The 25663-nt window shown below is 72.5% G+C and carries 21 protein-coding genes; 6 read left to right on the forward strand and 15 right to left on the reverse strand.

Annotated elements, in window-relative coordinates; genetic code table 11:
* Positions 1-469: 469 nt before the first annotated feature.
* From VFV67_RS12285 to VFV67_RS12295, 3 genes are all read left to right on the forward strand, one after another.
* Complete coding sequence (locus VFV67_RS12285) at positions 470-1621, forward strand: acyl-CoA dehydrogenase family protein (protein ID WP_326469715.1); 1152 nt, start codon at positions 470-472, stop codon at positions 1619-1621.
* A gap of 328 nt (positions 1622-1949) precedes the next feature.
* Positions 1950-2504 carry a CHRD domain-containing protein gene (locus VFV67_RS12290; RefSeq protein ID WP_326469716.1) on the forward strand — a complete coding sequence of 185 codons (555 nt, stop codon included), beginning with the start codon at positions 1950-1952 and terminating at the stop codon, positions 2502-2504.
* Between the two features lie 141 nt (positions 2505-2645).
* Positions 2646-3611 carry a dienelactone hydrolase family protein gene (locus VFV67_RS12295; RefSeq protein WP_326469717.1) on the forward strand — a complete coding sequence of 322 codons (966 nt, stop codon included), beginning with the start codon at positions 2646-2648 and terminating at the stop codon, positions 3609-3611.
* On the opposite strand, the gene VFV67_RS12300 is transcribed toward VFV67_RS12295, so the two are convergent.
* From VFV67_RS12300 to VFV67_RS12325, 6 genes are all read right to left on the reverse strand, one after another.
* Positions 3601-4758: a VWA domain-containing protein gene (locus VFV67_RS12300; protein ID WP_326469718.1), complete on the reverse strand. Its 1158-nt coding sequence runs from the start codon at positions 4756-4758 to the stop codon at positions 3601-3603. The two genes, VFV67_RS12295 and VFV67_RS12300, sit on opposite strands and share 11 nt — an antisense overlap.
* A complete protein-coding gene (locus tag VFV67_RS12305) occupies positions 4751-6937 on the reverse strand; it encodes a DUF5682 family protein (RefSeq protein ID WP_326469720.1) in 2187 nt (728 codons plus the stop codon). The genes VFV67_RS12300 and VFV67_RS12305 overlap by 8 nt, the downstream gene beginning before the upstream one ends.
* On the reverse strand, positions 6934-8016 hold the full coding sequence (locus VFV67_RS12310) for an ATP-binding protein (RefSeq protein WP_326469722.1): 1083 nt from the start codon (positions 8014-8016) through the stop codon (positions 6934-6936). The genes VFV67_RS12305 and VFV67_RS12310 overlap by 4 nt, the downstream gene beginning before the upstream one ends.
* A gap of 136 nt (positions 8017-8152) precedes the next feature.
* A complete protein-coding gene (locus VFV67_RS12315) occupies positions 8153-9601 on the reverse strand; it encodes a DUF5691 domain-containing protein (RefSeq protein WP_326469723.1) in 1449 nt (482 codons plus the stop codon).
* Entirely contained in the window at positions 9598-10881 is a 1284-nt protein-coding gene (locus VFV67_RS12320) for an SWIM zinc finger family protein (RefSeq protein ID WP_326469725.1), read from the reverse strand. Before VFV67_RS12320 ends, VFV67_RS12315 begins: the two co-directional genes overlap by 4 nt.
* Positions 10882-10982: 101 nt before the next feature.
* Positions 10983-11723, reverse strand: coding sequence for a TetR/AcrR family transcriptional regulator (locus tag VFV67_RS12325; RefSeq protein ID WP_326469727.1), 741 nt, complete (start codon positions 11721-11723; stop codon positions 10983-10985).
* A 109-nt stretch (positions 11724-11832) separates the two neighbouring features.
* Between VFV67_RS12325 and VFV67_RS12330 the strand changes: the two genes are divergently transcribed.
* The gene (locus tag VFV67_RS12330; protein ID WP_326469729.1) at positions 11833-13365 is read left to right on the forward strand and encodes an MFS transporter; all 1533 of its coding nucleotides are present in this window, start codon (positions 11833-11835) and stop codon (positions 13363-13365) included.
* 9 nt (positions 13366-13374) lie between these two features.
* On the opposite strand, the gene VFV67_RS12335 is transcribed toward VFV67_RS12330, so the two are convergent.
* From VFV67_RS12335 to VFV67_RS12345, 3 genes are read right to left on the reverse strand one after another with little or no spacing between them, the layout of a single operon-like run.
* A complete protein-coding gene (locus VFV67_RS12335) occupies positions 13375-14553 on the reverse strand; it encodes an MAB_1171c family putative transporter (RefSeq protein WP_326469730.1) in 1179 nt (392 codons plus the stop codon).
* A gap of 9 nt (positions 14554-14562) precedes the next feature.
* On the reverse strand, positions 14563-15102 hold the full coding sequence (locus VFV67_RS12340) for a hypothetical protein (RefSeq protein ID WP_326469731.1): 540 nt from the start codon (positions 15100-15102) through the stop codon (positions 14563-14565).
* Positions 15099-15566 carry a helix-turn-helix domain-containing protein gene (locus VFV67_RS12345; RefSeq protein ID WP_326469732.1) on the reverse strand — a complete coding sequence of 156 codons (468 nt, stop codon included), beginning with the start codon at positions 15564-15566 and terminating at the stop codon, positions 15099-15101. The genes VFV67_RS12340 and VFV67_RS12345 overlap by 4 nt, the downstream gene beginning before the upstream one ends.
* A 90-nt stretch (positions 15567-15656) precedes the next feature.
* On the opposite strand from VFV67_RS12345, the gene VFV67_RS12350 reads away from it, so the two are divergent.
* Both VFV67_RS12350 and VFV67_RS12355 read left to right on the forward strand, forming a co-directional pair.
* The gene (locus VFV67_RS12350) at positions 15657-15977 is read left to right on the forward strand and encodes a DUF4873 domain-containing protein (RefSeq protein WP_326469734.1); all 321 of its coding nucleotides are present in this window, start codon (positions 15657-15659) and stop codon (positions 15975-15977) included.
* Positions 15977-17140: a saccharopine dehydrogenase family protein gene (locus tag VFV67_RS12355; RefSeq protein WP_326469736.1), complete on the forward strand. Its 1164-nt coding sequence runs from the start codon at positions 15977-15979 to the stop codon at positions 17138-17140. Before VFV67_RS12350 ends, VFV67_RS12355 begins: the two co-directional genes overlap by 1 nt.
* A gap of 179 nt (positions 17141-17319) precedes the next feature.
* Here the strand turns inward: VFV67_RS12355 and VFV67_RS12360 are convergent, their stop codons facing one another.
* The 6 genes from VFV67_RS12360 to VFV67_RS12385 all read right to left on the reverse strand — a co-directional run bounded on the left by VFV67_RS12360 (position 17320) and on the right by VFV67_RS12385 (position 25214).
* On the reverse strand, positions 17320-19542 hold the full coding sequence (locus tag VFV67_RS12360) for an amino acid permease (protein ID WP_326469739.1): 2223 nt from the start codon (positions 19540-19542) through the stop codon (positions 17320-17322).
* Between the two features lie 17 nt (positions 19543-19559).
* Positions 19560-20237, reverse strand: coding sequence for a GOLPH3/VPS74 family protein (locus VFV67_RS12365; protein WP_326469741.1), 678 nt, complete (start codon positions 20235-20237; stop codon positions 19560-19562).
* Positions 20238-20331: 94 nt separating this feature from the next.
* Complete coding sequence (locus tag VFV67_RS12370) at positions 20332-21441, reverse strand: amidohydrolase family protein (protein ID WP_326469742.1); 1110 nt, start codon at positions 21439-21441, stop codon at positions 20332-20334.
* Between the two features lie 13 nt (positions 21442-21454).
* A complete protein-coding gene (locus VFV67_RS12375; RefSeq protein ID WP_326469743.1) occupies positions 21455-22834 on the reverse strand; it encodes a glutamine synthetase family protein in 1380 nt (459 codons plus the stop codon).
* 21 nt (positions 22835-22855) lie between these two features.
* Positions 22856-24415: an amidase gene (locus VFV67_RS12380; protein WP_326469745.1), complete on the reverse strand. Its 1560-nt coding sequence runs from the start codon at positions 24413-24415 to the stop codon at positions 22856-22858.
* 49 nt (positions 24416-24464) lie between these two features.
* Positions 24465-25214, reverse strand: a complete 750-nt coding sequence (locus VFV67_RS12385; protein ID WP_326469746.1) for an enoyl-CoA hydratase/isomerase family protein — start codon at positions 25212-25214, stop codon at positions 24465-24467.
* Positions 25215-25663: the final 449 nt, after the last annotated feature.

Below are 25663 nucleotides of genomic sequence, written 5' to 3' on the forward strand. Positions count from 1 at the left end.
CGGGAGTGCCACCCAACCTGGCATCGCGCGGGTAGAACCGCATCAGGTGCCCCATCTCGCCGAACGCAGCGGAGTCCTGCCCCGCTTCGCCGGGCGCCTGCGGCGCCCGGCGCCGCAGGCGCCGAGCATCACCGGCGGTTCATTCCGAACAACGCCACATCACCGACCCGAAGCACATGAACCAGACCTGCACCGAACCCGGCCCGGGAGTGCCAGCCACCCAACCTGGCATCGCGCGGGTGGAACCGCATCAGGTGCCCCATCTCGCCGAACGCAGCGGGGTCGTGCCCCCGCTTCGCCGGGCGCCTGCGGCGCCCAGCGCCCGGCGCCGCAGGCGCCGGGCATCGCCGGTGGTTCGTTTCGGCGGCCGGGGCCGCGCGATGTCAACCTTGTGCGGGTGCGTCGGGAGGTGCGGGCGGGGTGGTGGTGAGGATGGCTGGTGAAGGGTGGTGTGGGTGTGGTGGATGGGATGGGGTTGGTGGCTGAGGAGCGGGCGGTTGTGGGGGCGGTGCGGGCCTTCGTGGATCGGGAGGTGCGGCCGGTTGTGCGGGAGCTTGAGCATGGGGACGTGTATCCGGAGCGGCTGATCGAGGTGATGAAGGGGCTGGGGGTGTTCGGGTTGGTGATTCCGGAGAAGTGGGGTGGGACTCCGGTGTCTGCCTCCTGTTTCGTTGCGGTGACCGAGGAACTGGCGCGCGGCTGGATGAGTTTGGCGGGGGCGATGGGGGGCCACTCGGTGGTGGCGCGGCTGATTTTGGAGTTCGGGACGGATGAGCAGCGGCGGCGGTGGCTGCCCCGGATGGCGACCGGGGAAGTTCGGGCGTCCATGGCGTTGACCGAGCCGGGGGGTGGCTCCGACCTGCAGGCGATCCGGACCGTGGCGCGGCGGGACGGCGACGGGTACGTCGTCGACGGCGCGAAGGTGTGGATCACCAACGCGCGGCGGTCGCGGTTGATCGCGTTGCTGTGCAAGACCGATCCGGCGGCGTCGCCACGGCACGCCGGGATCAGCATCCTGCTCGTGGAGCACGGGCCGGGGCTGACGGTGTCCCGGGACCTGCCGAAGCTCGGGTACAAGGGCGTCGAGAGCTGCGAGTTGGTGTTCGACGGGTTTCGGGCGCCGGAGTCGGCACTGCTCGGTGCGGTCGAGGGCCAGGGCTTCGCCCAGATGATGACCGGGCTGGAGACCGGTCGGATCCAGGTTGCGGCGCGGGCTCTCGGCGTCGGTCGGGCGGCCTTCGAGGACGCGCTGCGGTACGCCCAGGAGCGGGAGACCTTCGGCAAGCCGATCTGGCGGCACCAGTCGATCGGCAACTACCTCGCCGACATGGCGACCAAACTGACGGCGGCCAGGCAACTGGTGTTGCACGCGGCGCGGCGGCTGGACAGCGGGGAACGCTGCGACCTGGAGGCGGGGATGGCGAAGCTGTTCGCCTCCGAGGTGGCCATGGAGATCGCCCTGAACGCGGTGCGAATCCATGGCGGCTATGGATACTCCACCGAGTTCGACGTCGAGCGATACTTCCGGGACGCCCCGCTGATGATCGTCGGCGAGGGGACCAACGAAATTCAGCGCAACGTGATTACCGCGCAGCTCATCGCGCGAGGCGGTATCGACTGAACCAGTTCGCACCTCCAATCGATTCGGTCCAGTGCTGGATGGAACGTCCGCCCCCAAGGGGGTCGAACCCCAGGTTACGAACGTGTGTTCGATATTACCTCGCGGGATGGGTGGGGTGGCGGCGCTGGCTATCACACGATCGGGTGATCTCAGGAAGTCGAACTGTCCAGGTCAGAACGGCGCTTCCGGTGGAATGGCGCCCGATCGGTCGATCAGCGCCGAAAGACCCCTGGGGGAAATCGGGTCCGAACGGTTGAACCGAACAGTGTTCTGCCGCGTTATGGGGAGTTGGCATCGTCCATCCCCATTCCGCAAGGAGGCAGCACTGATGAGCAGACGTAACCGTCTGTTGGTGATGGCGGCAGCGGTTGGCGCCACGTTCGCAGTCACCGCCACCGGCAGCGTCGCCGCGCCGGGCGACGTGGACTCGTTCGGCGGCAACATCTTCCGGGAGCAGCTGAGCGGATATAACGAGACGCTGCTCGCCGTATCCACTCCCGCCAACGGCACCTTCCGGGTGCTTATCAACGAGCGGGCCGGGGAGATCCGCTGGGCGCTCACCTACGCCGAAAACCCGACCCCGGTCACCCAGGCGCACGTCCACTTCGGCAGCGCCGCGCAATCCGGCGGCATCAGCTTCTTCCTGTGCGCGAACCCGCCGATCGCCCCGCCGGTGCCGACGCAGGCCTGCCCGGCCGCCCCGGCATCGATCACCGGAACGATCACGGCGGCTGACGTGATCGGACCGGCGGCTCAGGGCATCGGGGTCGGCGAGTTCACGGAGATCGTCAACGCCATGCGCGCCGGCTTCACGTATGTCAACGTGCACACCGCCGAGCGCCCGGCCGGCGAGATCCGGGCCCAGCTCGACCACCACCACTGATGATCCCTCGGCATAGCTCGACTCCCTGATCGGGCCGGGACCGGTCCGGACGCCCGGCAGGGTGGGTGAGCTGGTCGGTCCCGGCCACGCCGCTCCTGGACGGCGGGTCATGAGACCGGCCGACCCCAGGAAGGGCGCGAAATGACCGATTTCGAACGCTATGTCGTCGAAGAGCACGTCGAGGACTTCAACGACGGGTTGATCTCCCGCCGCGAACTGCTGCGCCGGGTCACGCTGATCACCGGCAGCGCGGCCGCCACCGTGACCCTGCTCAGCGCCATGGGTTGCGGCGCCGAGCCGGCCAACCCGCCGGCCCCCGGCCCCGCCTCCCGGGAGACCACCAGCAACCAGAGCTACGCGCTCCCGCCGGACCAGCCGACCACCGACGGCGTCACGGTCGCCGAGAACGACCCCCGGATCTCGGTGTCCCCCCTGGAAGTCCGGGGCGTCGACGGCGCGACCCTGATCTCCTACCACGCCAAGCCGGCCAGCGGCACGCCCGCCGGTGGCATCCTGGTGATCCACGAGAACCGCGGGCTGACCCCGCACATCAGGGACGTCGTGCGCCGGGTGGCCACCGCCGGGTTCACCGGCCTTTCCGTCGATCTGCTGTCCCGCGACGGCGGCGCCGACAAGCTCACCGACTCGGCGGCGTACTCGGCCGCGCTGGCCAAACGCCCGGTCCCGGACATGGTCTCCGACGTCCAGCAGGCGCTCACCGCACTGTCCGGAACCGGGGTCGGCGACGCCCTTGGCGTCACCGGGTTCTGCTTCGGCGGCGGGATGACGTTCAACACGCTGGCCGCCGGCATCCCGATCAAGGCCGCGGTTCCGTTCTACGGCCCCGCCCCGCAGAACATGACCGGGCTGGCGGCCACCAAGGCCGCGGTGAACGTGATCTACGCGGCGAACGACGCCCGGATCACCGGCAGCCGGGATATGGTCGAGGCCGCGCTGAAGCAGTCCGCGGCGCCGTACCAGATCAACGTGCACCCGGGCGTCGACCACGCCTTCCACAACGACACCGGCCAGCGCTACAACGCCGCCGAGGCCGAACGGGCGTGGATCTCGGCGATCGACTGGTTCCGGCAGTACGTCAGGAGCTGACCGTCGCCGCCCAGTGGGCGAGGTTCTCGCGCTTGATCGCCGCCGCCATCAGGTCCGGGAACAGGTCCGGGGTGCAGGCGAACGCGGGCACCCCGAGATCGTGCAGGGCCGCGGCGTTGTCGTGGTCGTAGGCCGGGGTTCCGCTGTCGGACAAGGCGAGCAGGCACACCACCTGCACCCCGGCGTCGACCAGCGCGTGCACCCGGCGCAGCAGCTCGTCCCGGGCTCCGCCCTCGAACAGGTCGGTGATCAGGATGAGCAACGTGTGGGTGGGCCGGGTGATCAGTCCCTGGCAGTAGGCGATCGCCCGGTTGATGTCCGTGCCCCCGCCGAGCTGGGTGCCGAACAGCACCTCGACCGGATCGTCGAGCAACTCGGTCAGGTCCGCCACCGCGGTGTCGAACGCCACCATCGAGGTGCGCAGCGCGCGCATCGAGGCCAGCACCGCGGCGAACAGTCCCGCGTACACCACGGACTCCGCCATCGAGCCGGACTGGTCGACGCACAGGATCACGTCCCGGTGCACCACCTGCGCCCGGCGGCCGTAACCGACCAGCTTCTCCGGGATCAGCGTGCCAAGGGTGGGCGAGTAGTGCCGGAGGTTTGCCCGCACCGTGCGGTCCCAGTCGATGTCGCCGTGCCGTGGCCGGTGCACCCGGGTGGCCCGGTCCAGTGCGCCGCGGACGGCCGACCGGGTCCGCTCGGCGAGCCGGCTTTCCAGTCCCGTAACCACCTTCCGGACGATCTCGCGGGCGGTCTCCTTGGTGTGCTCGGGAATCACGTCGTTCAGCGACATCAGGGTGCCGACCAGATGCACGTCCGGCTCGACCGCGGCGAGCAGCTCCGGTTCGAGCAGCAGCCGGGTGATTCCCAGTCGCTCCACCGCATCGCGCTGCATCACCTGCACGACGGTGCCCGGGAAGTAACGCCGGATGTCGCCGAGCCAACGGGCCACCCGGGGAGCCGAGCCGCCGAGCCCGCCGGTGCGCCGCCGGTCGGACTCCTCCTCGTCGGCGTCCGGAGCGTCGTAGAGCGCGGCGAGCGCCGCGTCCACCGACCGGTCCGCGCCGGTCAGCCCGACGCCGGTGCCGTCCTCGCCGCCACCGAGCACCAGTCGCCACCGGCGCAGCCGCTCCTCGTCATCCACCCGCGCCCACCCCCAACAGCCGCGCGATCACCGGCAGAGCCGCCTCGGCCCGCTCCCGGTCGACCTCCTCGGCGTGTTCCACGATATGTCCACTGTGGATCGTCAGTGCCTTGGCGCGCTCGCCGATGGCCCGCCGCTCGGGACCGGCGAACGCGCCGAACGTCCGCCGCAGCAGGGGAAGCACCTCGGTGAACGTGCCGTCCGGGATACCGGTCAGCCACTGGTCGATCACCCGCAGCAGCCGGTCGTCGTGCACCAGCAGCAGCGCGCCGCCGGCGAAGAACCCCTCGATGTAGGCCGCGCCCCTTGCCGGCTCCACGCCGGGAGTGAGCGCGCGGGACAGCCGGGCGGCGACCTCCGGCACCGGCATCCGCGAGGCGTCACCGAGAATCCGGGTCACCCGGCCGGACAGCAGCGGGGCGAGATCGTCCCGGGCCACCAGGCCGGACAGCGCGGCCAGCCACCGCTCCGAAGCGTCCTGGCCGAGCAGCGTGCTCACCTCGTGCACGTCGTCGATGAGCTGGCACATCTCCGCGGCCGCGTCGTCGTCCAGCCCGCGCACGGCCGGCGGCAGCCCGGACCGGATCCGGGCCAGCATCCGCTCGGCCACCGCGCGCAGCGACGCGGTGTCGGTGCCGCGCACGTCGCCGTACCGTGCGGCCCGGGCCAGCGCCGGCAGCGCGGCCATCAGCGACGCCACATCCGCGTCCCGGGCGGATCGGGTGTCCAAAGCGGACAGTGCCTCGGGCAGCGCGTCGAGCAGGCCGGCCAGCAGGCAGTCCTCCACCGCCGCGGTGGTCTCGGTGAGCACCGTGGCATCCAGCGCGCGGCGCCGGACCACCGCGGTCGCTGCGGCCGCGACCGTGGTGCCGTGCGCGCTGGCCGCCACCAGGTCCACCTCGAACTCCGGATGCCAGCGCACCATCCAGCTCTCCCGGAACGTGCCGGTGTTGCGGCGTGCGGAAACCGTCGGCCGGCCCCAGTGCACGTCCAGGGTGCGCAGCCGGTGCAGCAGCTGCGACCGCTCCGCGCCGATGGCGTTGCGCAGATCCAGGTCCACCTCCCGCTCGTCCGGCTCGCGGCGCAACCGGAGCCGGCGGGCCTGGGCGGCCAGATCGGCGGCCACCGGCGCCTGCGGCGTGCGCTCCGGCACCGAGCCGAGCCGCTCCCCCACCACCAGGCGCCGGGTGACCAGATCGAGCAGCACGTCGTTGCCGCCACACAGCACCGACCAGGTCGCCTCGGTGACCTCGGCGAGCCCGACCAGCGGCCGGTCCCGCAGCGCCGCGAGGGTCTCGGCCAGCCGCACCGACTCGATGACGTGCGCGCTGGACACCGGGAGATCCTCGGCCCGCAGCACCCGGGCCACCTCGGTCAACCAGCGAACGGTGATCCGGTCGGTGCTGCTGAACAGATGGTGGTACCAGCCAGGCGAGGTGACCCCGGCGCCGTAACCGCTCGCCGTGGCCAGCCGGCCGTGCGTCCACGGCACCCAGGTGCAGGCCACCTTCCGCTTCGGCAGCCCCTTGAGCACCCGCTGGTCGTGCGCGGCCGGCGGCAGTGGATCGGTGAGCGCCGGAACGTGCCATGCCCCGCACACCACCGCGATCCGTTCGAACCCATCGCGCCGCGCCTTGCGCAGTGCCGTGCGCATGTACGCCTCGCGCTGCCGTTCCCGGGTCACGTCGGCCGGAAACTCCTCGCGCAGCACCGACATCGCCTCGGCGATCGCATCGAACGGCGGCGCACCGTCGCGCCGGTGCTCGATCACGTCGTCCCACCAGCGCTCCGGATCGTCGTAGCCGCCGGCCTCGGCCAGCTTCGCCAGCGGATCCATGGCGAGACCGGACCGCTCGTCGCCGGCCGTGGCGAACTGGATCGCCGCCGGCAGGTCGCAGAACCGCACCGGCACCTCGGCGCGCAACGCGTAGCTGATCGCCTGCCACTCCGGGCTGAACACCGCGAACGGCCAGAACGCCGCCCTGGTCGCGTCGTCCGCCGCGTAGGCAAGCAACGCCACCGGCGGGTCCATCTCCTTGTCCGCGACCAGTTCCACCAGCGGGTCGGCCTCCGGCGGACCCTCGATGAGCACCAGATCGGGTTCGATCCGGGGCAGCTCCTCGGCCACGGCTCTTGCCGAGCCGGGACCGTGGTGCCGGATGCCGAGCACCCGGGTCACATGATCTCCCGGCAGGCCCGGTAGAAGTCGGCCCAACCGTCCCGTTCCCGAACCACGGTCTCCAGATACTCGGTCCACACCACCCGGTCCGTCGCCGGATCCTTCACCACGGAACCGAGAATGCCGCCGGCCACGTCGTGCGGCCGCAGCACGCCGTCACCGAAATGCGCGGCCAGGGCGAGGCCGCCGGTCACCACGCTGATCGCCTCGGCGGTGGACAGCGTGCCGGACGGCGACTTCAGCGCAGTGCGGCCGTCCTCGGTTCGCCCGCTCCGCAGCTCCCGGAAGACCGAGACCACCCGGCGGATCTCGGCCAACCCGGCCTCCGGCTCGGGCAGCTCCAGCGCCGCGCCCAGCTGGCCGACCCGCTGCGCGACGATCGCGACCTCCTCGTCGGCCGAGTCGGGCAGCGGCAGCACGACCGTGTTGAACCGCCTGCGCAGCGCGCTGGACAGCTCGTTGATCCCCTTGTCCCGGTCGTTCGCCGTGGCGATCACATTGAAACCCTTGCGCGCCTGCACTTCGGTGCCCAGCTCGGGGATCGGCAGGGTCTGCTCGGACAGCACGGTGATCAGCGCGTCCTGGACGTCGGCCGGCATCCGGGTCAGCTCCTCGATCCTGGCCAGCTTGCCGTCCCGCATCGCCCGCAGCACCGGGCTGGGCACAAGGGCCTGTTCGGTCGGCCCCTCGGCGATCAGTCGGGCATAGTTCCACCCGTACCGGATCGCCTCCTCAGCGGTGCCGGCCGTGCCCTGCACGAGCAGGGTCGAGTCACCGCTGATCGCGGCCGCGAGGTGCTCGGACACCCAGGTCTTCGCGGTGCCCGGCACGCCGAGCAGCAGCAAGGCCCGGTCGGTGGCCAGGGTGGCCACCGCCACCTCCATCAGGCGCTGCGAGCCAACGTACTTCGGGATGATCACGGTGCCGTCCGGCAGCGTGCCGCCGATCAGGTAACGCACCACCGCCCACGGCGAGAGCCGCCAGGACGGCGGGCGGGTCCGGTCGTCCTGCGCGGCCAGCGCGGTCAGTTCGTCCACAGTGGACTGCTCGGCGTGCGGACGGAGAACGGCCTGAGTCATGACTGTTCCGCCTCTCCGAAATTAACCGTGGTGGTCACGTTGGGTCGGCACCGTCGGTTTGGGTGCGTGCCGGTGGCTGGGTTGCGTTCCGTTCCCCTTAGGTGCGGTTGGCGGCTACTCGGCTCAGCAAGGGGTGTCATGGCAACTCCTTGTGCATCTCCCGGCGGAAGACCAGGGTTTCGACCAGCCGGCGGCGCCACGGCGACGCGCCGTCCTCGAGCGGCTGGGTGGCCAGTGGGTGGTCGAGACATTCGCGGGGCACGGCGCGTCCGGCGACGTCGGCCACGTGCACGGCGGCGCGCTCGTCCCGGTGACCGGCCAGGCGGTCCAGCACCAGGTTGCCGACCTCGACCGGCCAGGGCCGGGGCAGGCCCAGGAACAGGCCGGTGATCAGCCGCTGCCGGGTCAGCCGGGCGATCACCGATGCCCATTGCGACTCCGGCAACACGGCGATCATCGCGGCCACCTGGTCGACGGCGATCGTGGTGTCGTCGTCCAGCAGGGCCGCCACCCAGTCCGCGGCCCGCTCGCGCACCGCCGCCGCGGCCCAGCCCAGGGTGAGCAGCCGGGGATCGCAGCCCTCGACCCGCATCCGGACCAGCTTGTCCGGGCGAACGCCCAATCCGGTCCACACCGACAGCGGGGCGGTCGAGACGAGCTGACCCAGCCACCAGGCGCGCCGGCCGACCCCATCGGGCGGGTTCGCCGCGATCCCGTCGCGTTGCATGGCGGCGTCGCAGCCGTCCGGCAACCGCACCTGCAGGACCCGTCCACGCACCGCGACCAGCGGCCGCAGTCGGGCGGCCATCCGTTGGGACAGCGCGGAATCCGGCAGCTCGGCGAGCAACTCGGCGGCCAGCCGCCGGACGTCCTTGGCCCGATCGTCCAGCGCCCGTTCGAGAAACTGTTCGTCCGATATGGACAGAGCGGTTCGCAGTACGGTGAGGAACTGAACCCGGACCGGCGCCGGCTCGGCCGTCCATACCTCCTCGAGTGCGGCCCGGGCGGCGTCCGGATCGTTGTCCCGCAAGGCGACCAGCCAGACGTGCCGCGCCGCGATCGTGCCGAACCGCCAGACCCTCGGGTCGTCACCGGGTTCGGTCGACTCGGCCAGAAACGACCATTCCGGCCGCAGATCCGCAAGCCATGGGCCGCGCGGACCGGCGGCCGCGGTCACCGGGCCACGCAGCTCCGGCCGGCCCCGGGCCGCGTCGGCGAGCAGCGGCAGCCGCTCGGGCGGAACGCGCAGCCCCCGCGCGGCCACCGCGGCCAGCCATTCCGGCAGCAGGTGCAGGTGTTCTCCGCCCAGCAGCATGGAAAGCCGGTGCCGGGCGGCCGGACCGACCAGCTCCCGGTGGTCGGCCGGAGCGGGGGAAAGCCGGCTCAACTCGCCGTCCAGTGGGCGGCGGCCCGCCTTCCGGTACCCGGCGAGCAGCGCGGCCGCGGCCAGCAGGGTGCGCTCCGGGTCGGCACCGCCCGCCGCGTTGGCCAAGCGCCGCACCGGTTCCGGCAACGCCACGGCGTCCACACCGCGGCGCGTCGTGCCCAGCAGGGCGACGCTGACCAGCGCCTCCCATTCCTTCATAGCCGCACCGGCCGATCATCGTCCCAACAGGACAGTGGGAGCAGGCCGGCGGTGGCCCACTCGGCGCCGACGGTGCGCGGCCGGCCGGCCGACACGGCCAGCAGTGGCCACGGGTCGGCGCCGGGCCGCAGCGGCAACGCATCACCGGCCGGGTCGACCAGGGCCCAGCCGTCCCCGGCGCGGACCGGCGTCACGTCCGCGAGCAGCACCGGCCACCGCTCCAGCCACGGATCGGTGGCCAGCGCGGCGGCGTAACCGGTGAGTGCCCCGGCCACCGTCGTGCCGGGCGGCGTGCTGGCCAGTTCGGTGCCGGACCGCTCGGCCAGTACCGCGCGCAGCGGTTGCGCGCCGGGATAGAACGCCAGGGTCGCCGGGGTCACGATGCCGGTCGGCAGCGAGTTGTCCATCGGCCGGCCGGGCGGGGCGAACGAGAGGACCAGCGCCGGGCGGCCGGTGTTCAGGCCGTGCAGCCAGACCCGGCGGGTGGACAGCCGCTCGTCGATCTGGTCGATGACGCCGAGCACCACCCAGTCGTCGGCCACCCGCTCGCCGGACGCCGCCACCTCCGCGGTGTCGGTGGTGTAGCCGAGCCGGGCGCGCACCGTGTCGGCCAGCGGGCCGGGCAACTCCCCGAGCCGGGCGTGCGCGGTGACCAGCAGGTGCAGCAGGCCGAGTTCCTCGAGCACCCGGCTCGGCCAGTTCCGCCCGCGGCCGGCCGCCTCACCGGCCCGGCGCAGGCCGGCGGCCAGGCCCGGGGCCTGGGCATCGACCATCCGGGCGGCCACCGCGGCGAACGTCGCCCAACCGCCACGCTCCAGCGTGCCGAGCCCGCGCCGCGCCTGGTCGGCCAGCCAGCCGTCCAACTCGGCCACCCCGGCGGCGACCCGGTCCGCCCGGCGCGCCTGCCGGCGCTGCGCAGCGACCTCGTCCCGCTCGGTCTCCCGGGGCGCGGCGGCCTGGGCGTCCCGCTGGTCCAGCCAGGGACTCACCCAGTCCGGCTCCGGACCCTCCCCCACCGTGCCGGCGGACCAGAGCAGCAGCAGCCCGAGGACGTGCTTGCACGGAACCTTGCGACTCGGGCAGGAGCACCGGAACGCCGGCCCGGCCAGGTCCACACCCACCTGGTACGGCGCCTTCCCGCTGCCCTGACACGCACCCCACACGGCGCGCTCGGACGCTCCCAGCCGCGCCCACCGCGCCGGCGACGCCAGCCCACCCGCGGCCCGCGCCGAGGCCGGATCAGGCGCCAACTCCAGCACCTGCTCCGCCGTCCACCGCATGCCAACAGAGCATGCCACCCGACCCCGACACCACCCGGAAGGTCTCCCGTCCGGGTCCCCGGTTCGGTCACGGCGGGCGGAATGCCGGTCCTGCCGCACCTTCAGTTGGGGGCGCGGGAATCGATGTAGGTCTGGATGCCGTCGAGGACGCGTTGGAGGCCGAACTCGATGTCGTCGTGTTGGGAGGGGGAGAAGGCGCCGTCGGCGATGGCGGAGGTGAGGGCGGGGTACCGGGGGGCGTTGTCGGTGATGAGGCGGATCAGCAGGGTGCCGCGGTCCTGGTCCGGGGTGGGTGGGGCGGTGGCGAACGGGACCATGCTGCGGACGTAGCCGTTGACGATGAGCACCGAGCCGAGGAGTTCCTCGCCGGTGAGGCCGGACTCGGCGAGGGCGGCGACGGCGCATTCGAGCCAGGAGATCTGGCGCGGGCCCATCATGCGTTGGAGGGCTTCGGGCAGGAACCAGGGGTGGCGCAGGAAGCAGTCCATGGTGAGCCGGGCCCAGGCGGCCAGGCGGGGGCGCCAGCCGCCCGGGATGGCGGTGAGGTCGGGGGGGTCACCCAGCACCGAGTCGACCATGAGGTCGATCAGTTCGGACTTGCCGGGGACGTAGCGGTACAGCGACATCGTGGTGAAGCCGAACTCGCTGGCCACGCGTTGCATCGAGACCGCGGCCATGCCTTCGGTGTCGGCGAGGTCGATGGCGGCCTGCACGATGCGGTCCACCGACATGCCCGGCTTGGGGCCGCGGGTCGGGCGGTCCGGGTGGCCCCAGAGCACCTCGACGCTGCGGGCCAGGGTTTCCGCGGCCTCGTCCTTCTTCCCCGGCATCTCGGCTCCCATCGCTGACCTCCAGAGGTTAGTGGCGCGCCGCGCGTTGACACCTGGCGACCGATCTGTGTATAAGATACACCATTGTGTGTATGACATAAACAGTAGAGGGGATACACAGATGGAGACCATGGTCCTGGCCGGGCGCCGGGAGTGGATCGGGCTGGCCGCGCTGATGCTGCCGTTGCTGCTGGTCTCGATGGACGTCTCGGTGCTGTTCTTCGCGGTGCCGTTCATCAACGCCGACCTCGAACCCACCAGCACCCAGCAGCTGTGGATCTTCGACATCTACGGCTTCGTGCTCGCCGGGCTGCTGATCACCATGGGCTCGCTCGGCGACCGGATCGGCCGGCGGCGCCTGCTCATGCTCGGCGCCGCGGCGTTCGGGCTGGCCTCGGTGCTCGCCGCCTACGCGGCAAGCGCCGAACTGCTGATCGCCGCTCGCGCCCTGCTCGGCATCGGCGGCGCCACCCTGATGCCGTCCACGATCGCGTTGATCCGCAACATGTTCCACGACGAGAAGCAGCGCGCCATCGCGATCTCGATCTGGACCGCCGGGCTGACCTTCGGCGTCTCGCTCGGCCCGATCCTGTCCGGCGTGCTGCTCGAGCACTACTGGTGGGGCTCGGTGTTCCTGATCAACCTGCCGGCCATGGCGCTGCTCCTGCTCACCGCGCCGGTGCTGATCCCCGAGTTCCGCAACCCCGAACCCGGCCGGTTCGACCTGGTCAGCTCGGCGCTGTCGATGGCCGCCGTGCTCCCGGTGATCTACGCGATCAAGGACATCGCGGCGGACGGGATCGGACCGGCCAACCTCGCCCTCATCGTCGCCGGCTGCCTGGTCGGAGCCGTGTTCCTGCGCCGCCAGCACACCCGGCCCGACCCGATGATCGACCTCACCCTGTTCCGCAGGCGCAAGTTCAGCGGCGCGATGGTCCTGAACGTGGTGTCCGTGTTCGTCCTGATCGGGTTCGCCATCTTCACCACCCAGTACCTGCAGTCGGTGCTCGGCATGCGCCCGCTCGAGGCCGCGCTGTGGAGCCTGGTCGCCGCGATCGGGGTCGGCCTCGCCGCGCCCGTCGTCGCCGGGCTCGGCCACCGCGGGGTGAACCGCGCCCACCTCGTCGGCGCGTCGTTCACCGTCTCCGCCGCCGGCCTGGTCGTGCTCACCACGACCGAGGCCGAGTCGAGTGTCTGGCCGGTGCTCATCGGCGCCGCGCTGATGTCCGGCGGACTGGTTGCCGGCATGTCCCAGATCGCCGAGCTGATCATGGGCGACACCCCGCCGGAGCGCGCCGGCTCGGTGGGTGCCGTACTGGAGACCGCCTCGGAGTTCGGTGGAGCGCTGGGCATCGCGGTGCTCGGCAGCATCGGCACCGCGGTCTACCGCACGGAGGTCGCCGAGCACCTGCCGGCCGGGCTGCCCGCCGGGGCGGCCGCGGTGGCCAGGGAGACCCTTGGCGGTGCGGTGATGCTGGCCGGCGAGTTGCCCGCCGGGACCGGCGGTGCGCTGACCGCGGCCGCCCGGGCGGCGTTCCTGGACGGAATGCACCTCGCCGCCGTCATCGCGGCCGCGATCCTGGTCGTCACCGCCGCCGGCACCGTGGTCGCCGCGCGCAAGTTCGACCGGAAGGTTGACAACACAGTTCGGTAGGGCGGTGTATCATCGAGACGGTTCCGTGCTCCCGGTGACCCCCAGGCCGGTCGAGCGCGGAACCCCTTTTTGTGTGCCCCCCAGCGCGTCGGACAGCGCCACCAGCTCGCGGACATCCGCGTCAAGGCCCTCCCCCCTCGGCACGGCCACCGGAATCGCCCGGGTCGGCGCCGGCACCCCGGCCGCGTGGGCGGCGAGGGCACCCCGCAGCCGACGTGCGAGCGGAAGCTCCCCGAACGGCGCGAGATAGGGGCTGACCCGGACCAGCCCGTCCCGGCACTCGATCACCCGGCGGTAGTAGCGGCGGTGCACACCGGCCAGCCCGAAGGTGTCCCGCCACCGGCTGATCGGCATCCGGTTGAGCGTGTCCTCCGGGAACTCCCGGTGCAGCAAGGTCCACAGTGGACAGAGTCGCCGGTACAGCGCCCGGTGTTGCCACCAGATCCGCAGTGCCGCCAGGCGCATGCCGACCGCCGGATAGGCCATGCCGGCCAGGAAGAGCACCAGACCGCAGAGCACGGCCAGGATCCCGACCATGACGAGGGTTCTCGGCATCGTGCCGCCGGTCCAGCGCACCAGGTTGGCGGCGATGAAGATGGCGAGCGCGACGACGACCCCGGCCAGACCGACCGAGGTCAGCGCCAGACCCCGGCGCAGCCTCGGGTCGGCGCCGACGGCGTAGCGCCGGGTCCACAGCAGCGCGGCGGAGAACGCGTAGAGCAGGTAGCCGTTCACGGTCAGGTAGAGCAGCGCGATCGCGGGCACGCCGACCGGCCCGGCGCCGTCGGCGGACGGCAGTACGGCGGCCGCGTCCCGCAGGCCGGCCGGGATCAGCGCGGCGGCCACCGTCATGAGCACCGCGGCGGCGGCGAGCGGGACGGCCTGCCGAATCGCCTGCCGGCGGGCGACCGGCGCGTCCAGCGCCGAGCACAGGTAGAACGCGATCAGGCAGTACCCGCCGAGGATCTGGACCAGATGCTGAGCCAGCCGGGTCTCGATGGGGTCAAGGCCGATCGCCGCAATCCCGCCGGCAACGGCCCGGCCGAGCGTGAAGGACGCGGCCCAGCACGCGATCATCACCGTGATCGCCCGCAGCGGCAGGTTGTGCGGCGCCCGCGCGAGGCGGCCCAGCATCAGCACCAGGAGCGTGTAGGTCGCGGCGCCGTGCAGCACATGCAACGTGGTCACAACGGCACCTCACAGCCAGCCCATCCGGCCGCCGAGCACGGTGCCCAGCCGGCGCGCGGTCGGGTCCTGGGACACCGGCGGGGCGACCCGGTCGAGTACCGAGGCCCACTGCAGGATGATCGTGGCCACGGTTTCGGCCTCGCGTTCCTGCTCGGTGGCGTAGGAGGTGCGATGCAGGGCCCGGCGCACCGCATCGGGGTCGAGGTCGGGGTAGCGATCGCGTAAGTCGTCCGGGTCGATCGACGGACAGCGCGGCTCGACATCGATGTCGGCGCGGTGCCCGGCCAGGATGTGGCCCAGCTCGTGCAGCACGATGTGGCCCTGATGGGTCTTGGTGGTCTGCTGCTGGTAGACGATGTAGTCGGCGGCGTCGGTGGTGATCCACACCCCGAACGGTCCGGGCACCGGGATCGGATGCGGCACGAGCCGGATCGGCCGGCCCCGGTCCTCTCCCACCCGGCGGCACAGTTCGACGACGTCGAGCGGCGGGCGGATGTCCAGCTGGTTGAGCAGCCGCCGGCACCGCCTGCGCAGGTCGCGTTCCCTCACCGGTCTTCCCTCGAACCGTCGCCGCGTTCCGCCTTCTCCTCGCGGTAGACGACGTTGAGCAGGTCCATCACCAGCCGGCGCCGGCGCGGCGACAGCTCACCGGCGCGCATGGCCATGATCTGGACATCGCTGCTGCCGGCGATCTCGTTCAGCCGCAGCTGCTCCGAGCGGAGTCGTTCGAGCTGCTGGTTGACCCGGTCGGTCACCTCGTCGTCGAAGAAGTAGCTGACCGGTACGCCGAAGAACCCGGCAAGCGCCTGCAGGTGCTTGAAGGTCGGATTGTCCTTTTTGGATTTCCGGAGCTGCCAGATGTAGCTCTGCGAGATCTTGACCTCGCCCCCGGCGGTGATCGCCGCGGCCACCTGCTCGTTGCTGTACTCCAGCCCATTCCTCGGCGTGTACCGGGCAAACAGATGGTTGAGCTTGTCGGCCAGGGTCTGGCCGTTGGTTGTGTTATCAACCATTGCGGCAGCTTAGGACTCCGCTCCGTGGCCGTTCAACTACCGAACCGTCCAAATCAGGTGATACTTGCGGTAACAGGTAATCTCTGCATCATGAGCGAGCACGACGAGGAGGGCTACGCCGGCCCGGCCACGCTGACCGTCGAGAACGCCGAGCTTGCCGTGACCGTGGTGCTGCGCGGGCAGTTCGAGCCGATCGACGGGTTCTACCACTGGTACGGCCGGATCGACCCGAACGACGAGCTGACCGCCGTGCTCGGCGGACGCGCCGCCCGGGCCGTGCTGGACACCGGCGCGGGCACGGCGCGCGGCCTGGTGTCCGAACCGGACCCATGGGGCCGCTACCGGATCACCGGGACCAGCCGCCCGCCGTTCGCCGTGGCCACCTCGCTCGCCGACCTGGACCGGGTCTGATGCCGGACCGCGACTACGACCTGGTTCTGTTCGGTGCCAGCGGGTTCACCGGCGCGCTGACCGCCGAGTATCTGGCCGGGCACGTGCCGGCCGGCTGCCGGTGGGCGCTGGCCGGCCGCAACCGGACCAAGCTGGCGGCGCTGCGCGAGCGGCTGGCCGCGACCAACCCGGCGGTGCGTGATTTGCCCCTGCTGCACGCCGACGTCACCGACCACGCGTCGGTGCGCGCGGTGGCCGCCGCGACCCGGGTGGTGCTCACCACGGTCGGTCCCTACGCGCTCTACGGCGAGCCGCTGGTGGCCGCGTGCGCCGAGCACGGCACCGACTACCTGGACCTGACCGGCGAGCCGGAGTTCGTCGACCGGATGTACCTGCGGCACCACGCGCGGGCGAAGCAGACCGGCGCCCGGCTGGTGCACGCCTGCGGGTTCGACTCGATCCCGCACGACCTCGGCGCGTACTTCACCGTGCAGCAACTGCCGGAGGGCGTGCCGGTCACGGTGGAGGGCCACGTGCGCGGCAGCGGCACGATCTCCGGCGGCACCTTCCACTCCGCACTGGTCGTGGCCAGCCGCGGCCGGGAGACGCTGCGCGCCGCCCGGGACCGGCGGGCCGCCGACCCCGGCCCGGCGGACCGGCGGATCGCCACCCCGACCGGCCGGCCGCACCGGGCCGGCGGCCGCTGGTCGGTGCCGCTCGGCACCATCGACCCGCAGATCATCGGCCGGTCCGCGGCCGCGCTGCCGCGCTACGGTCCGGACTTCACCTACCGGCACTTCGCCTCGGTCAAGCGCCTGACCACGGTCGTCGCGGCCGGCATCGGGATCAGCGCGCTGCTGTTGCTCGCGCAGATCGCACCGGCCCGCGACTGGCTGCTCGGCCGGCGCAAGCCGGGCGAGGGACCCAGTCCGCAGAAGCGGGCCCGATCCTGGTTCACCGTGCGGTTCTCCGGCACCGGCGGCGGCCGGCGGGTGATCACCGAGGTGTCCGGCGGCGACCCCGGCTACACCGAGACCGCCAAGATGCTCGCCGAGTCCGCGCTGTGCCTGGCCTACGACGAGCTGCCGGCCACCGCCGGGCAGGTGACCACGGCACAGGCCATGGGCAACGCGCTGATCGACCGGCTGCGCGCCGCCGGCCTGACCTTCAAAGTTATAGCTTGATCCGCCTCGCTAGTCCGCCTCGCTAGTCCGCCTCGCTAGTCCGCCTCTCCGGGATTAACTGCTGTTGGTGCGTTCCAGCCGGTGGTGCGGTTGGCGGAGTGATGGTGGCTGGGTTGCGTCACGGTGCCCCTGAGGTATCTGTTGGTGGGGCGAGACTTTTTCTCAATGAGTGTCGGGGGCTAGCGGGTGCGGGCTTCGCGCCACATGCGGTAGAGGGTGGGGCCGCCGTCCGGAACGGTGACCGTGCCGATCACCTTGAAGCCGTGGTGCAGGAACAGCGCCAGGTTGCGCCGGTTGCTGGCCTCCAGGTAGGCGGGCATCCCCTGCCGGTGCAGCTCGGAGAGCCGGCTGGCCAGCAGCGCCGAGCCGAGGCCGCGGCCCTGGTGCTCGGGCAGCACGCCGACGAAGTGCAGGTAGTGGTGCGCCCGGTCCACCGGATGCCCGGCCTGCATGGCCGCGTCCAGGGACAGGAACCGCGGCAGGTACGGGCCGGTGGCCGCGGCCAGTTGGGCGTCGTAGTCGGCCGGGCCGGCGTCGGGGACGCCGTACGGCGCCGGGTACCAGATCGCCACCGCGGTGCGGTCGGCCGTGGCGAACACCTCGCCGGCGCCGCGCAACGCGTGCCGGGCCAGGATCCGGAAGAACGCCGGGTAGACCCGGGCCCGCACGTCCGGTTCCGGGATCAGCCACTCCCCCGGCATGTCGGTGTGGAACGCCTTGGCCAGCACCGTGGTCACCGTGTCCAGCTCGACGGAGGTGTTGTGCAGCCGGACGATTCCGGTGTCGGAGCGGACCGGCGCGCTGCGCCCCACCGGCGGCATGTCGACCACCGTCGGCAGCTCGGTGACCATCATGATCGGCGGCGGCTGCGGCCGGGACAGGTCGAGGCCGCGCTCGCTGTCCAGCTCGCTCATGGTCCGCCCGATGATCCGGTTGGCCCCCAACCCGATCGTCCGGTACACCTCCGGCCGGGTCTCCTTGAGATACCAGCCCCAGAGCAGGCCGGCGACCGCGACGATCGCGTACAGCGCCGGCAGCACCCAGCCGCGCGGATCGCCGGCCGGCACCCGGAGCAGCACCGGGAAGTTGGTCAACACCAGGACGAGCACCACGACCAGCGACACCCCGCCGAGCGCAGGCGCGATCTGGCGGCTCCACCGGCTCTCCGCGGCCGGCCGGCGGCGGAAGTAGCCGAGCACCGCGGCCGACGTGCCGATCATCAGCAGCAGCACCCCGAGCGCGCCGAGGCTGGTGCCGACGAAGAACAGCGTGACCACCGGATCGGTCCGGCTCAGCGTGGCGATGGCCAGCACCACGAAGGCGATCGCCGACTGGGTGAGCGAGCCGAGGTAGGGCGAGCCGGTGCGGTAGTGCGTGCCACCGAGCGCCGCCGGCAGCACCCGCTCCCGGCCGAGGCTGAACAGGTACCGGGCCACGGTGTTGTGGAAGCTGAGCAGCGCGGCGAACAGGCCGGTCACGAACAGCACCCGGGCGATGTCGGTGAGGGCCGCGCCGACGTGTCCGGAGCCGAGGTCGAACAGCAGCGCCGGCCCATGCAGCCGGGCCGCGGCCACCACCCCGTCCGGCCCGGTGGCCACGGACAGCGCCCAGGACGAGACCGTGTAGAGCAGGCCGAGCAGGCCGATCGCGAGGAACGTCGCCCTGGCAACGGTGCGCCGGGGATCCTTGGTCTCCTCGGCGAAGGCCGCGCCGCCCTCGAACCCGACGAACCCGGCGGCGGCCACGGCGAGCGCGGCGCCCCAGCCGGCGACCACCAGGTTCCCGGGCAGCACCGGCTCCAGGCTGACCGCGCCGCCGGCCGGGTTGGCGACGAAGACCAGGTCGTAGCCGAGCACCACCAGACACTCCGCGACCACAAGGAAGGCGAGCAGCCGGCCGCTGATGTCCACCCGGAGCACCCCGACCGCCGCGATCACCGCCCACCCGGCCACCGCGCCCAGCCACCACGGCACGGTGGCACCGAACAGGGACCCGACCAGGCCGGACAGCGCCGCCCCGAACAGCCCGTACAGCCCGATCTGCATGGCGTTGTAGGCCAGCAGCGCGACGAAACTGGCCGCCACGCCGGGTATCCGGCCCAACCCCTGAACCAGGTAGGTGTAGAAGGCCCCGGCATTGGTGATGTGCCGGGACATCGCCACGTAGCCGGCGGCGAACACGGCGAAGATCACGGTGGTGACCAGGTACGCGGCCGGCAGGCCGAGCACGCCGGTCACCGCGAAGCCGGTGGTGACCCCGCCGGCGACCGTGGTCAGCGGGGCGGCCGCGGCGACGACGAAGAACACCACGCCCGCCACCCCGAGCCGGTTGGCCGCCAGCACCGCCGACACCTTGCTCGGCGCGCGACCGGTCTGCCCGGTCCGGGGTGCGGTACCGACCACGCGGTCCTCCTTCGGGTTCACCGGCGCCCGACGACCGCGTCGCCGACCGCGGCCTCGGTGTGATCGGCCAGCTCCCGCACCGCGCGCGGAAGCTGGTCGCGCAGCCGGTCGAGCCGGCGGCGCAGGCCGGCACGCTGCTCGCGCCACCAGGCGAGCCGGGGCAACAGGCCGCAGGCGTCGGCCAGCGCCGCGAAGGTCATGGCCGGGATCGTGCTGTCCGGCGCGTGGTCGTGGGTGAGCAGGCTGTGCACGGCCGCCTCCGGGCCGAGCGCGGAGTTGAGATCAACCGCACGGTAGCTGCTCGCCGCCCCGCCCCACCAGTGCCGGCCGGACACCTCGTGCAGGATCCCGTTGAAACACAAGCGGTTGCGCACCTGGGTGACCGAGCTGTGGCTCAGGTAGACCAGCCACACCCGCACCGTGCGCGGCTGCTTGGCGACCTGCAGCTCGGTGACCACGTCCTCCAGGATCGCCTGACCGAGGACGTCCTGCAGCGGCCCGCGGTTGACCGGGACGATCCGGCCCTGCTGCACGTCGATCCGCGCCTCGAGGACCAGCTCGGACAGCAGCGCCCCGGCCAGGCCGAGCGCCATGCCGGACCGGTGCAGCCGGGCCTGCAGGTGCCCGGTGTCATGATCATGAGCGGCAAGGAAGAGCTGGTCCGCTACCCGAACGGGCGGACCGAGTCGAGTCACCAGCGACCGTGCCGGAGCGTGGGAATGGAACAGCACACGTCGTATGGCAACCTCTGGGTAGGGGACCGGAGCGGCTCATTCTGTCACCCGACGTTCACCCTGGGTAGAGGTCTTCTGGCCGCAATCCGTACACCCTTGCGGCGTTGCCCGAGCCGATCGCCCCGGCCAGCCGCTCGGCGTCCACTGTGGACAGTACGTCCTCGGCGATCCACTCGTCGAGCAGCCGGCCGGTGTGCCGCCGCCACAGCGCGGCGGCCAGGTGGTGCAACTCGGGCAGCACCCGGCCGTCCGAGGAGTAGACCACCGCGTCGAACGGCGCCAGCTCGAGAACCTCGGCCAGCACCGCGCCGAACCGGGCCCCGGTGAACGGCACGGTGAGCCCGACGTCGACCAGCACGTGCGGAAAGACGTGTGCGAGGTAGCCGGCGTTGCGGTGGTACGGCCAGCAGTGCAGCAACACCACGGTGATCCCCGAGTCCACTGTGGATTCCAGGAACGGGTGCAGCAGGGCCGGGTCCACCGCGCGCAGCCGCAGGTCGGGATCGCCGAAGCCGGTGTGCACCTGCAGCGGCAGACCCAGCCGGGTCGCCTCGTGCACCAGCCAGGCCAGCAGCACCGGATCGGTCAGCCGGTCTTGTCCGGACCGCAGCCACCGCCCAAGCGCCGCACCGGCTTCGGCGTCCGGCGGCGGCGCGGCCGGCAGGTCCAGCCCGCACCGGTAGCCGGCGATGGTCTTCAGTGCCACTGCCCCGCTCGCCCGCTCGCGCAGCGCCGCGGCGATCACGTCCAGCGTCTCGGCACCCCGCGCCACCGCGGTTTCCGCCACGTGCTCGATCCGGACCACCTCGTGTCCGGCGCCCGGTCCCGACCCGGCCGGTCCGGACAACGGCGGGTCCGGCACGAACCCGGTGTCCACCAGCCAGTCCGACACCCCGGCCGCACGCAACAGCCGTCCGGTCACCTCGCGCCAGCCAAGCTCGGCGCGCCGCCGCAGGTAGGCCGTGCGGCCGGGGTGCGGCGGCAGATCGAGCACCGGAGCGCACCAGCGCAGCACCGCCTTGCCCAGCAACGAGTCGAACGGGTCGCGGTGCGCGGGCAGGGCGGGCGCCTCGGTCAGCCACCCGGCCACCGTGGCGTCGTCCAGATCCTCGGTGACCACGCCATGACAGTGCTGGTCGATCAAGGGCAGACCGTCGGTCAGCACGGCCGGTCGCCGTTCACCAGCGCCACCGGGTGGCCTCGGCCAGCGCGGCGGCGTCCAGGTCGGCGCACGCCGCCGCTTCGGCCCGGCGCACGGTGAGCAGCGCGTCGTGCAGCTCCGGACCCAGCGCGCCGGCCAGCACCGCGGACGAGGCGAGCGCGTCCGCGGCGGCGCCGGCCGTGGTGGGCAGCCGGTGGATCCCGGCGGCGGCCTGGCCGACCGGGTCGAGCAGGGCCGGGTCGCCGGTGACCGGCCGCGGCAGCCGCAACTCGCCGGCCACCCCGGCGAGTCCGGCCGCGATCACCGCGCCGACCAGCAGGTACGGGTTGGCCGTGCCGTCGAAGCACTTCACCTCGGCGTTGGCCGCGGAGGACCCGGTGCCGGGCAGGCCGGTGACCATTCGGATCGCGGTCTCCCGGGTCTCCACCCCCCAGCACTGCCACACCCCGGCCCACCGGGACGGCTGCAACCGCAGGAAGCTCGCCGGGTGTCCGGCGCCGACCGCGACCAGCGCCGGCAGCTCGCGCAGCACGCCGGCCAGGAACGCCTCGCCGGCCGGGCGCAACCCGGCCGGCCCCGACCCACCGGCCATCGCGCTGCCGTCCGCGTCGTGCACGGAAAGGTGCAGGTGCGCGCCCGATCCGGCGCCGTCCGGGTCCACGGTCGGCGCGAACGTGGCCCGCCAGCCGTGCCGCAGGCTGCGGGCCCGGACGGTATGCCGGACCAGCACCGCGTCGTCGGCGGCGCCGACCGGGTCGCGCGCCGCCACCGAGAGCTCGAGCTGGGCCGGCGCGTACTCGGGGTGGAACTGGTCGACCGGAACGCCCTGCGCGTGCAGGTCGGCCACCAGCTCCCGGGCGTAGCCGGCCACCTGCTCCAGCCGGATCTGGCCGTAGGCCGGACCGTCGAAGGCCGGGACGAAGCCGGCCGCGTCGGACCGGCCGAGGATCCACTCGTGCTCCACCGCCATGCGCAGGGTGAGCCCGTGCTCGCCGGCGGCCGCCACCTGCCGGGCGGCGAAGGCCCGTTGGCAGGCCGCGAACCGGGTGCCGTCCTGGGTGAACTTGTCCGCCGGCGCCCAGGCCCAGCCCGGCACCCCGGCCAGTGCGACCGCGCGGTCCAGGTCCGGCACCAGCCGCAGGTCACCGTCCGGGCCGCCGAGGTGGCGGCCGACGGCCATGATGTCGGCCGAGGAGAACGTCTCGAAGCACGGCGACGCACCGACCCCGGCCGCGGCCGCGGCGGCCAACCGGCCCAGCGGAACCGTCTTGACCCGGACGATCCCCGCATTGTCCATAAAGGACAGCTCGACCAGCTCGACACCGGAGCGCTCGAGCTCGTCGATCCGGCCGGCGGCGTTCGGCTCGCCGGCCGGGATCCGGTCCACGGTCGCCATGCCGACCATGGTGCACCATGTTCAGCCGATCGTCGGGATGAACCGCGGCGGGCGGAACGCGTTGGTGGCCCGCTCGAATGCCGCGGCCAGGGCCAGCACGTCGCCGTCGGCCCAGCGGCCGGCGAAGAACGACACGCCGATCGGCAGCGGCCCGGCGAACCCGGCCGGCACCGTCACGTTCGGGTACCCGGCCACCGCGGCCGGGCCGGACGAGCCGAGTGAGAACGTGTCGCCGGTTTCGTAGTTGGTCCGCCAGGCCGGGGCGTTGCTCGGGGCCATGATCGCGTCCAGCCGGTGCGCGGCCATGGTCTCGTCGATGGACCGCTTGGCCGACGTGGTCGCGATCTCGCGGCGTTGCAGGTAAACCGGGTCGTCCGGGCGCGGCGCGGCCTCGCTGGCCTCGAACAGTTCCTGGCCGAACTTGGACAGCTCGATCGGATCGTTGCGGTTGAACTCGATCAGCTCGGCCAGCGTGTCCGGCCCGCCCGGCCGCGCGGCCAGGTAGGCGTTGAGGTCGCGGCGGAACTCGGTGAGCAGGGCCGGGAACTCGTTCTCGTTGATCTCGTCCTGGAACGGCAGGTCCACGTCCACCACGGTGGCGCCCCTTGCGCGCAGGGTGCGCACCGCGTCGTTCACCACCCGGTCGACGTCGGCGTCCACTCCGGACAGTCGCCAGATGCCGATCCGCTTGCCCCGCAGGGCGTCCGGGCGCAGCAGCGCAGCGTAGTCGCGCGGCTGGCCGGCCGGGATGGCACGGGTGGCCGGGTCGGCCGGGTCCCGGCCCTGCAGCACGGACAGGGTGATCGCGGAGTCGACCACGCTGCGGGTCATCGGGCCGGCGGTGTCCTGCTGGGCCGAGATCGGCACCACGCCGGTGCGGCTGACCAGGCCGAGGGTCGGCTTGTGCCCGACGATCCCGTTGGCACTCGACGGGCACACGATCGAGCCGTCGGTCTCGGTGCCGATCGCGACCTGGGCCAGCGTGGCGGCGATCGCGGCACCCGAGCCGGACGACGAGCCGCACGGGTTGCGGTCCAGCACATGGGGGTTGTTGGTCTGGCCGCCGACGCCGGACCAGCCGGAGGTGGACCGGGTGGACCGGAAGTTGGCCCATTCGGACAGGTTGAGCTTGCCGAGCAGCACCGCGCCGGCCCGCTGCAGCCGGTCGACCAGGTGTGCGTCTGCGGCCGGGCGGGACCGGGCAAGCGCGCGTGAGCCGGCCGTGGTCGGCATCTCCCGGGTGTCCACGTTGTCCTTGAGCAGCACCGGAATCCCGTCGAGCGGGCCGAGCGTGCGGCCGGCGCGCCGGCGGGCGTCGCTGGCCGCCGCCTCGGCGATCGCCCTGCGGTTGAGCGCCGTCACCGAGTGGATCTTGCCGTCCACCGCCGCTATCCGGCCGAGATAGGCGACGGTCAGCCCGACCGCGGTCAGCCGTCCGCGGTCCATTCGGTGCTGCAACTCGGGAATCGTGGCCGCGTCCAGGTCGAACCCGAGGCCGAGCGCGGCGGCCGGTTCGCCCGTCGCGGGCGCCGGTCCGGTTACGAGCATGACGAGGGTGAGGAGCACCAGCAGAACGCGCATTGACCCATGCCACTCCCCGTTCCGGTAGCGGTCAATCCTGCCGTTCGGTCTATTCCGCGATCGATGCCATGAATTTCTGGATCCGGCCGTGCGTGTCCGACCGGGACCAGAGCTGCTTGACCAGCGCGTCCTCGGTCGCCGCCGAGCGCTGGAGGTTCTCCCACGCCGGGCGCTGCAGCTGCCGTTTGGCCAGCAGGTAGGCCTCGGCGCCGCGCTCCGCGCGCACCCGCGCCCGGCGCACCGCGGTCTGGTCCAGCGTCTCGGGCTGGGTGAGCTCGTCGACGTAGCCCTTGCGCTGCGCGGTGCGCACGTCCACCAACTCGGCGCCGAGCACCAGGTCCCTGGCCGCCGCCGTGCCGACCGCGAACCGGACGATCTCGATCGCCTCGGTCGGGAACGGCACGCCCACCCGCAGCTCGGACAGGCCCAGCCGGCCGCCGGGCTCGGCCGCGACCCGGTGGTCGCAGGCCGCGGCCAGCACGTACCCGCCGGCGATCGCGTGCCCGTTGACCGCCGCCACGGTCGGCCCGGGGTACTGGAACACCGCCCGGAACGCCGCGGTCAGGCTGGTCAGGAACTCGGCGGCGTAACCGGCCGGCTCGGCCGTGATCCGCCGCAGGTCCACCCCGGCGGAGAAACTCGACCCGGCACCGGTCAACACCAGCGGCGGCGCCTGCCCGGCCAGCTCCCCGAGCACCGCGATCAACTCGTCCAGCAGCTCAAGATCCAGCGCGTTCACCGGAGCCCGGGCCATCCGCAGCAGCACGACGTCGTCGTGCGCCTCCCGCTCGATCGCCATCGCGCACCGCCCAACCACCGCCGGCCTATAGGTTCTGCAAGTTTCCTATAAGCGCCCGGATCCCGGGCAACCCGGCCCCGGACCGGCCCGTCTCTGACAGTGGGAATCGGGAAACGACCCGAAAAGAAATCCAAACCAGGAGCGGGAAACGAGCACTGCCAAATTCGGGTCGCCACCATTTTCGCCGCGGCATCGCCATGCTCGCGCTCAGCGCGTGCGACACGTCTGACCCGGCCGCCGCACCGGCCCCGACCAGCACCGCCACCTCGGTCCCGGCGCGACCCGGTGCCAACACGTCGGTCCCGCCGGCCGTCACGACGGTGACCAAGGTCCGCCCTCCGGTCGCCCGGTCGTCGGCCCACCGGCTACGGCGAGATCAAGCTCGGCATGACCGCCGCCCAGGTCGTGGCGGCGGCCGCGGTTCCCGACGAGGGCGGGTACGCCGAACC

It is taken from the genome of Actinophytocola sp., from assembly GCF_035762905.1.
GTDB lineage: Bacteria > Actinomycetota > Actinomycetes > Mycobacteriales > Pseudonocardiaceae > DASYTH01.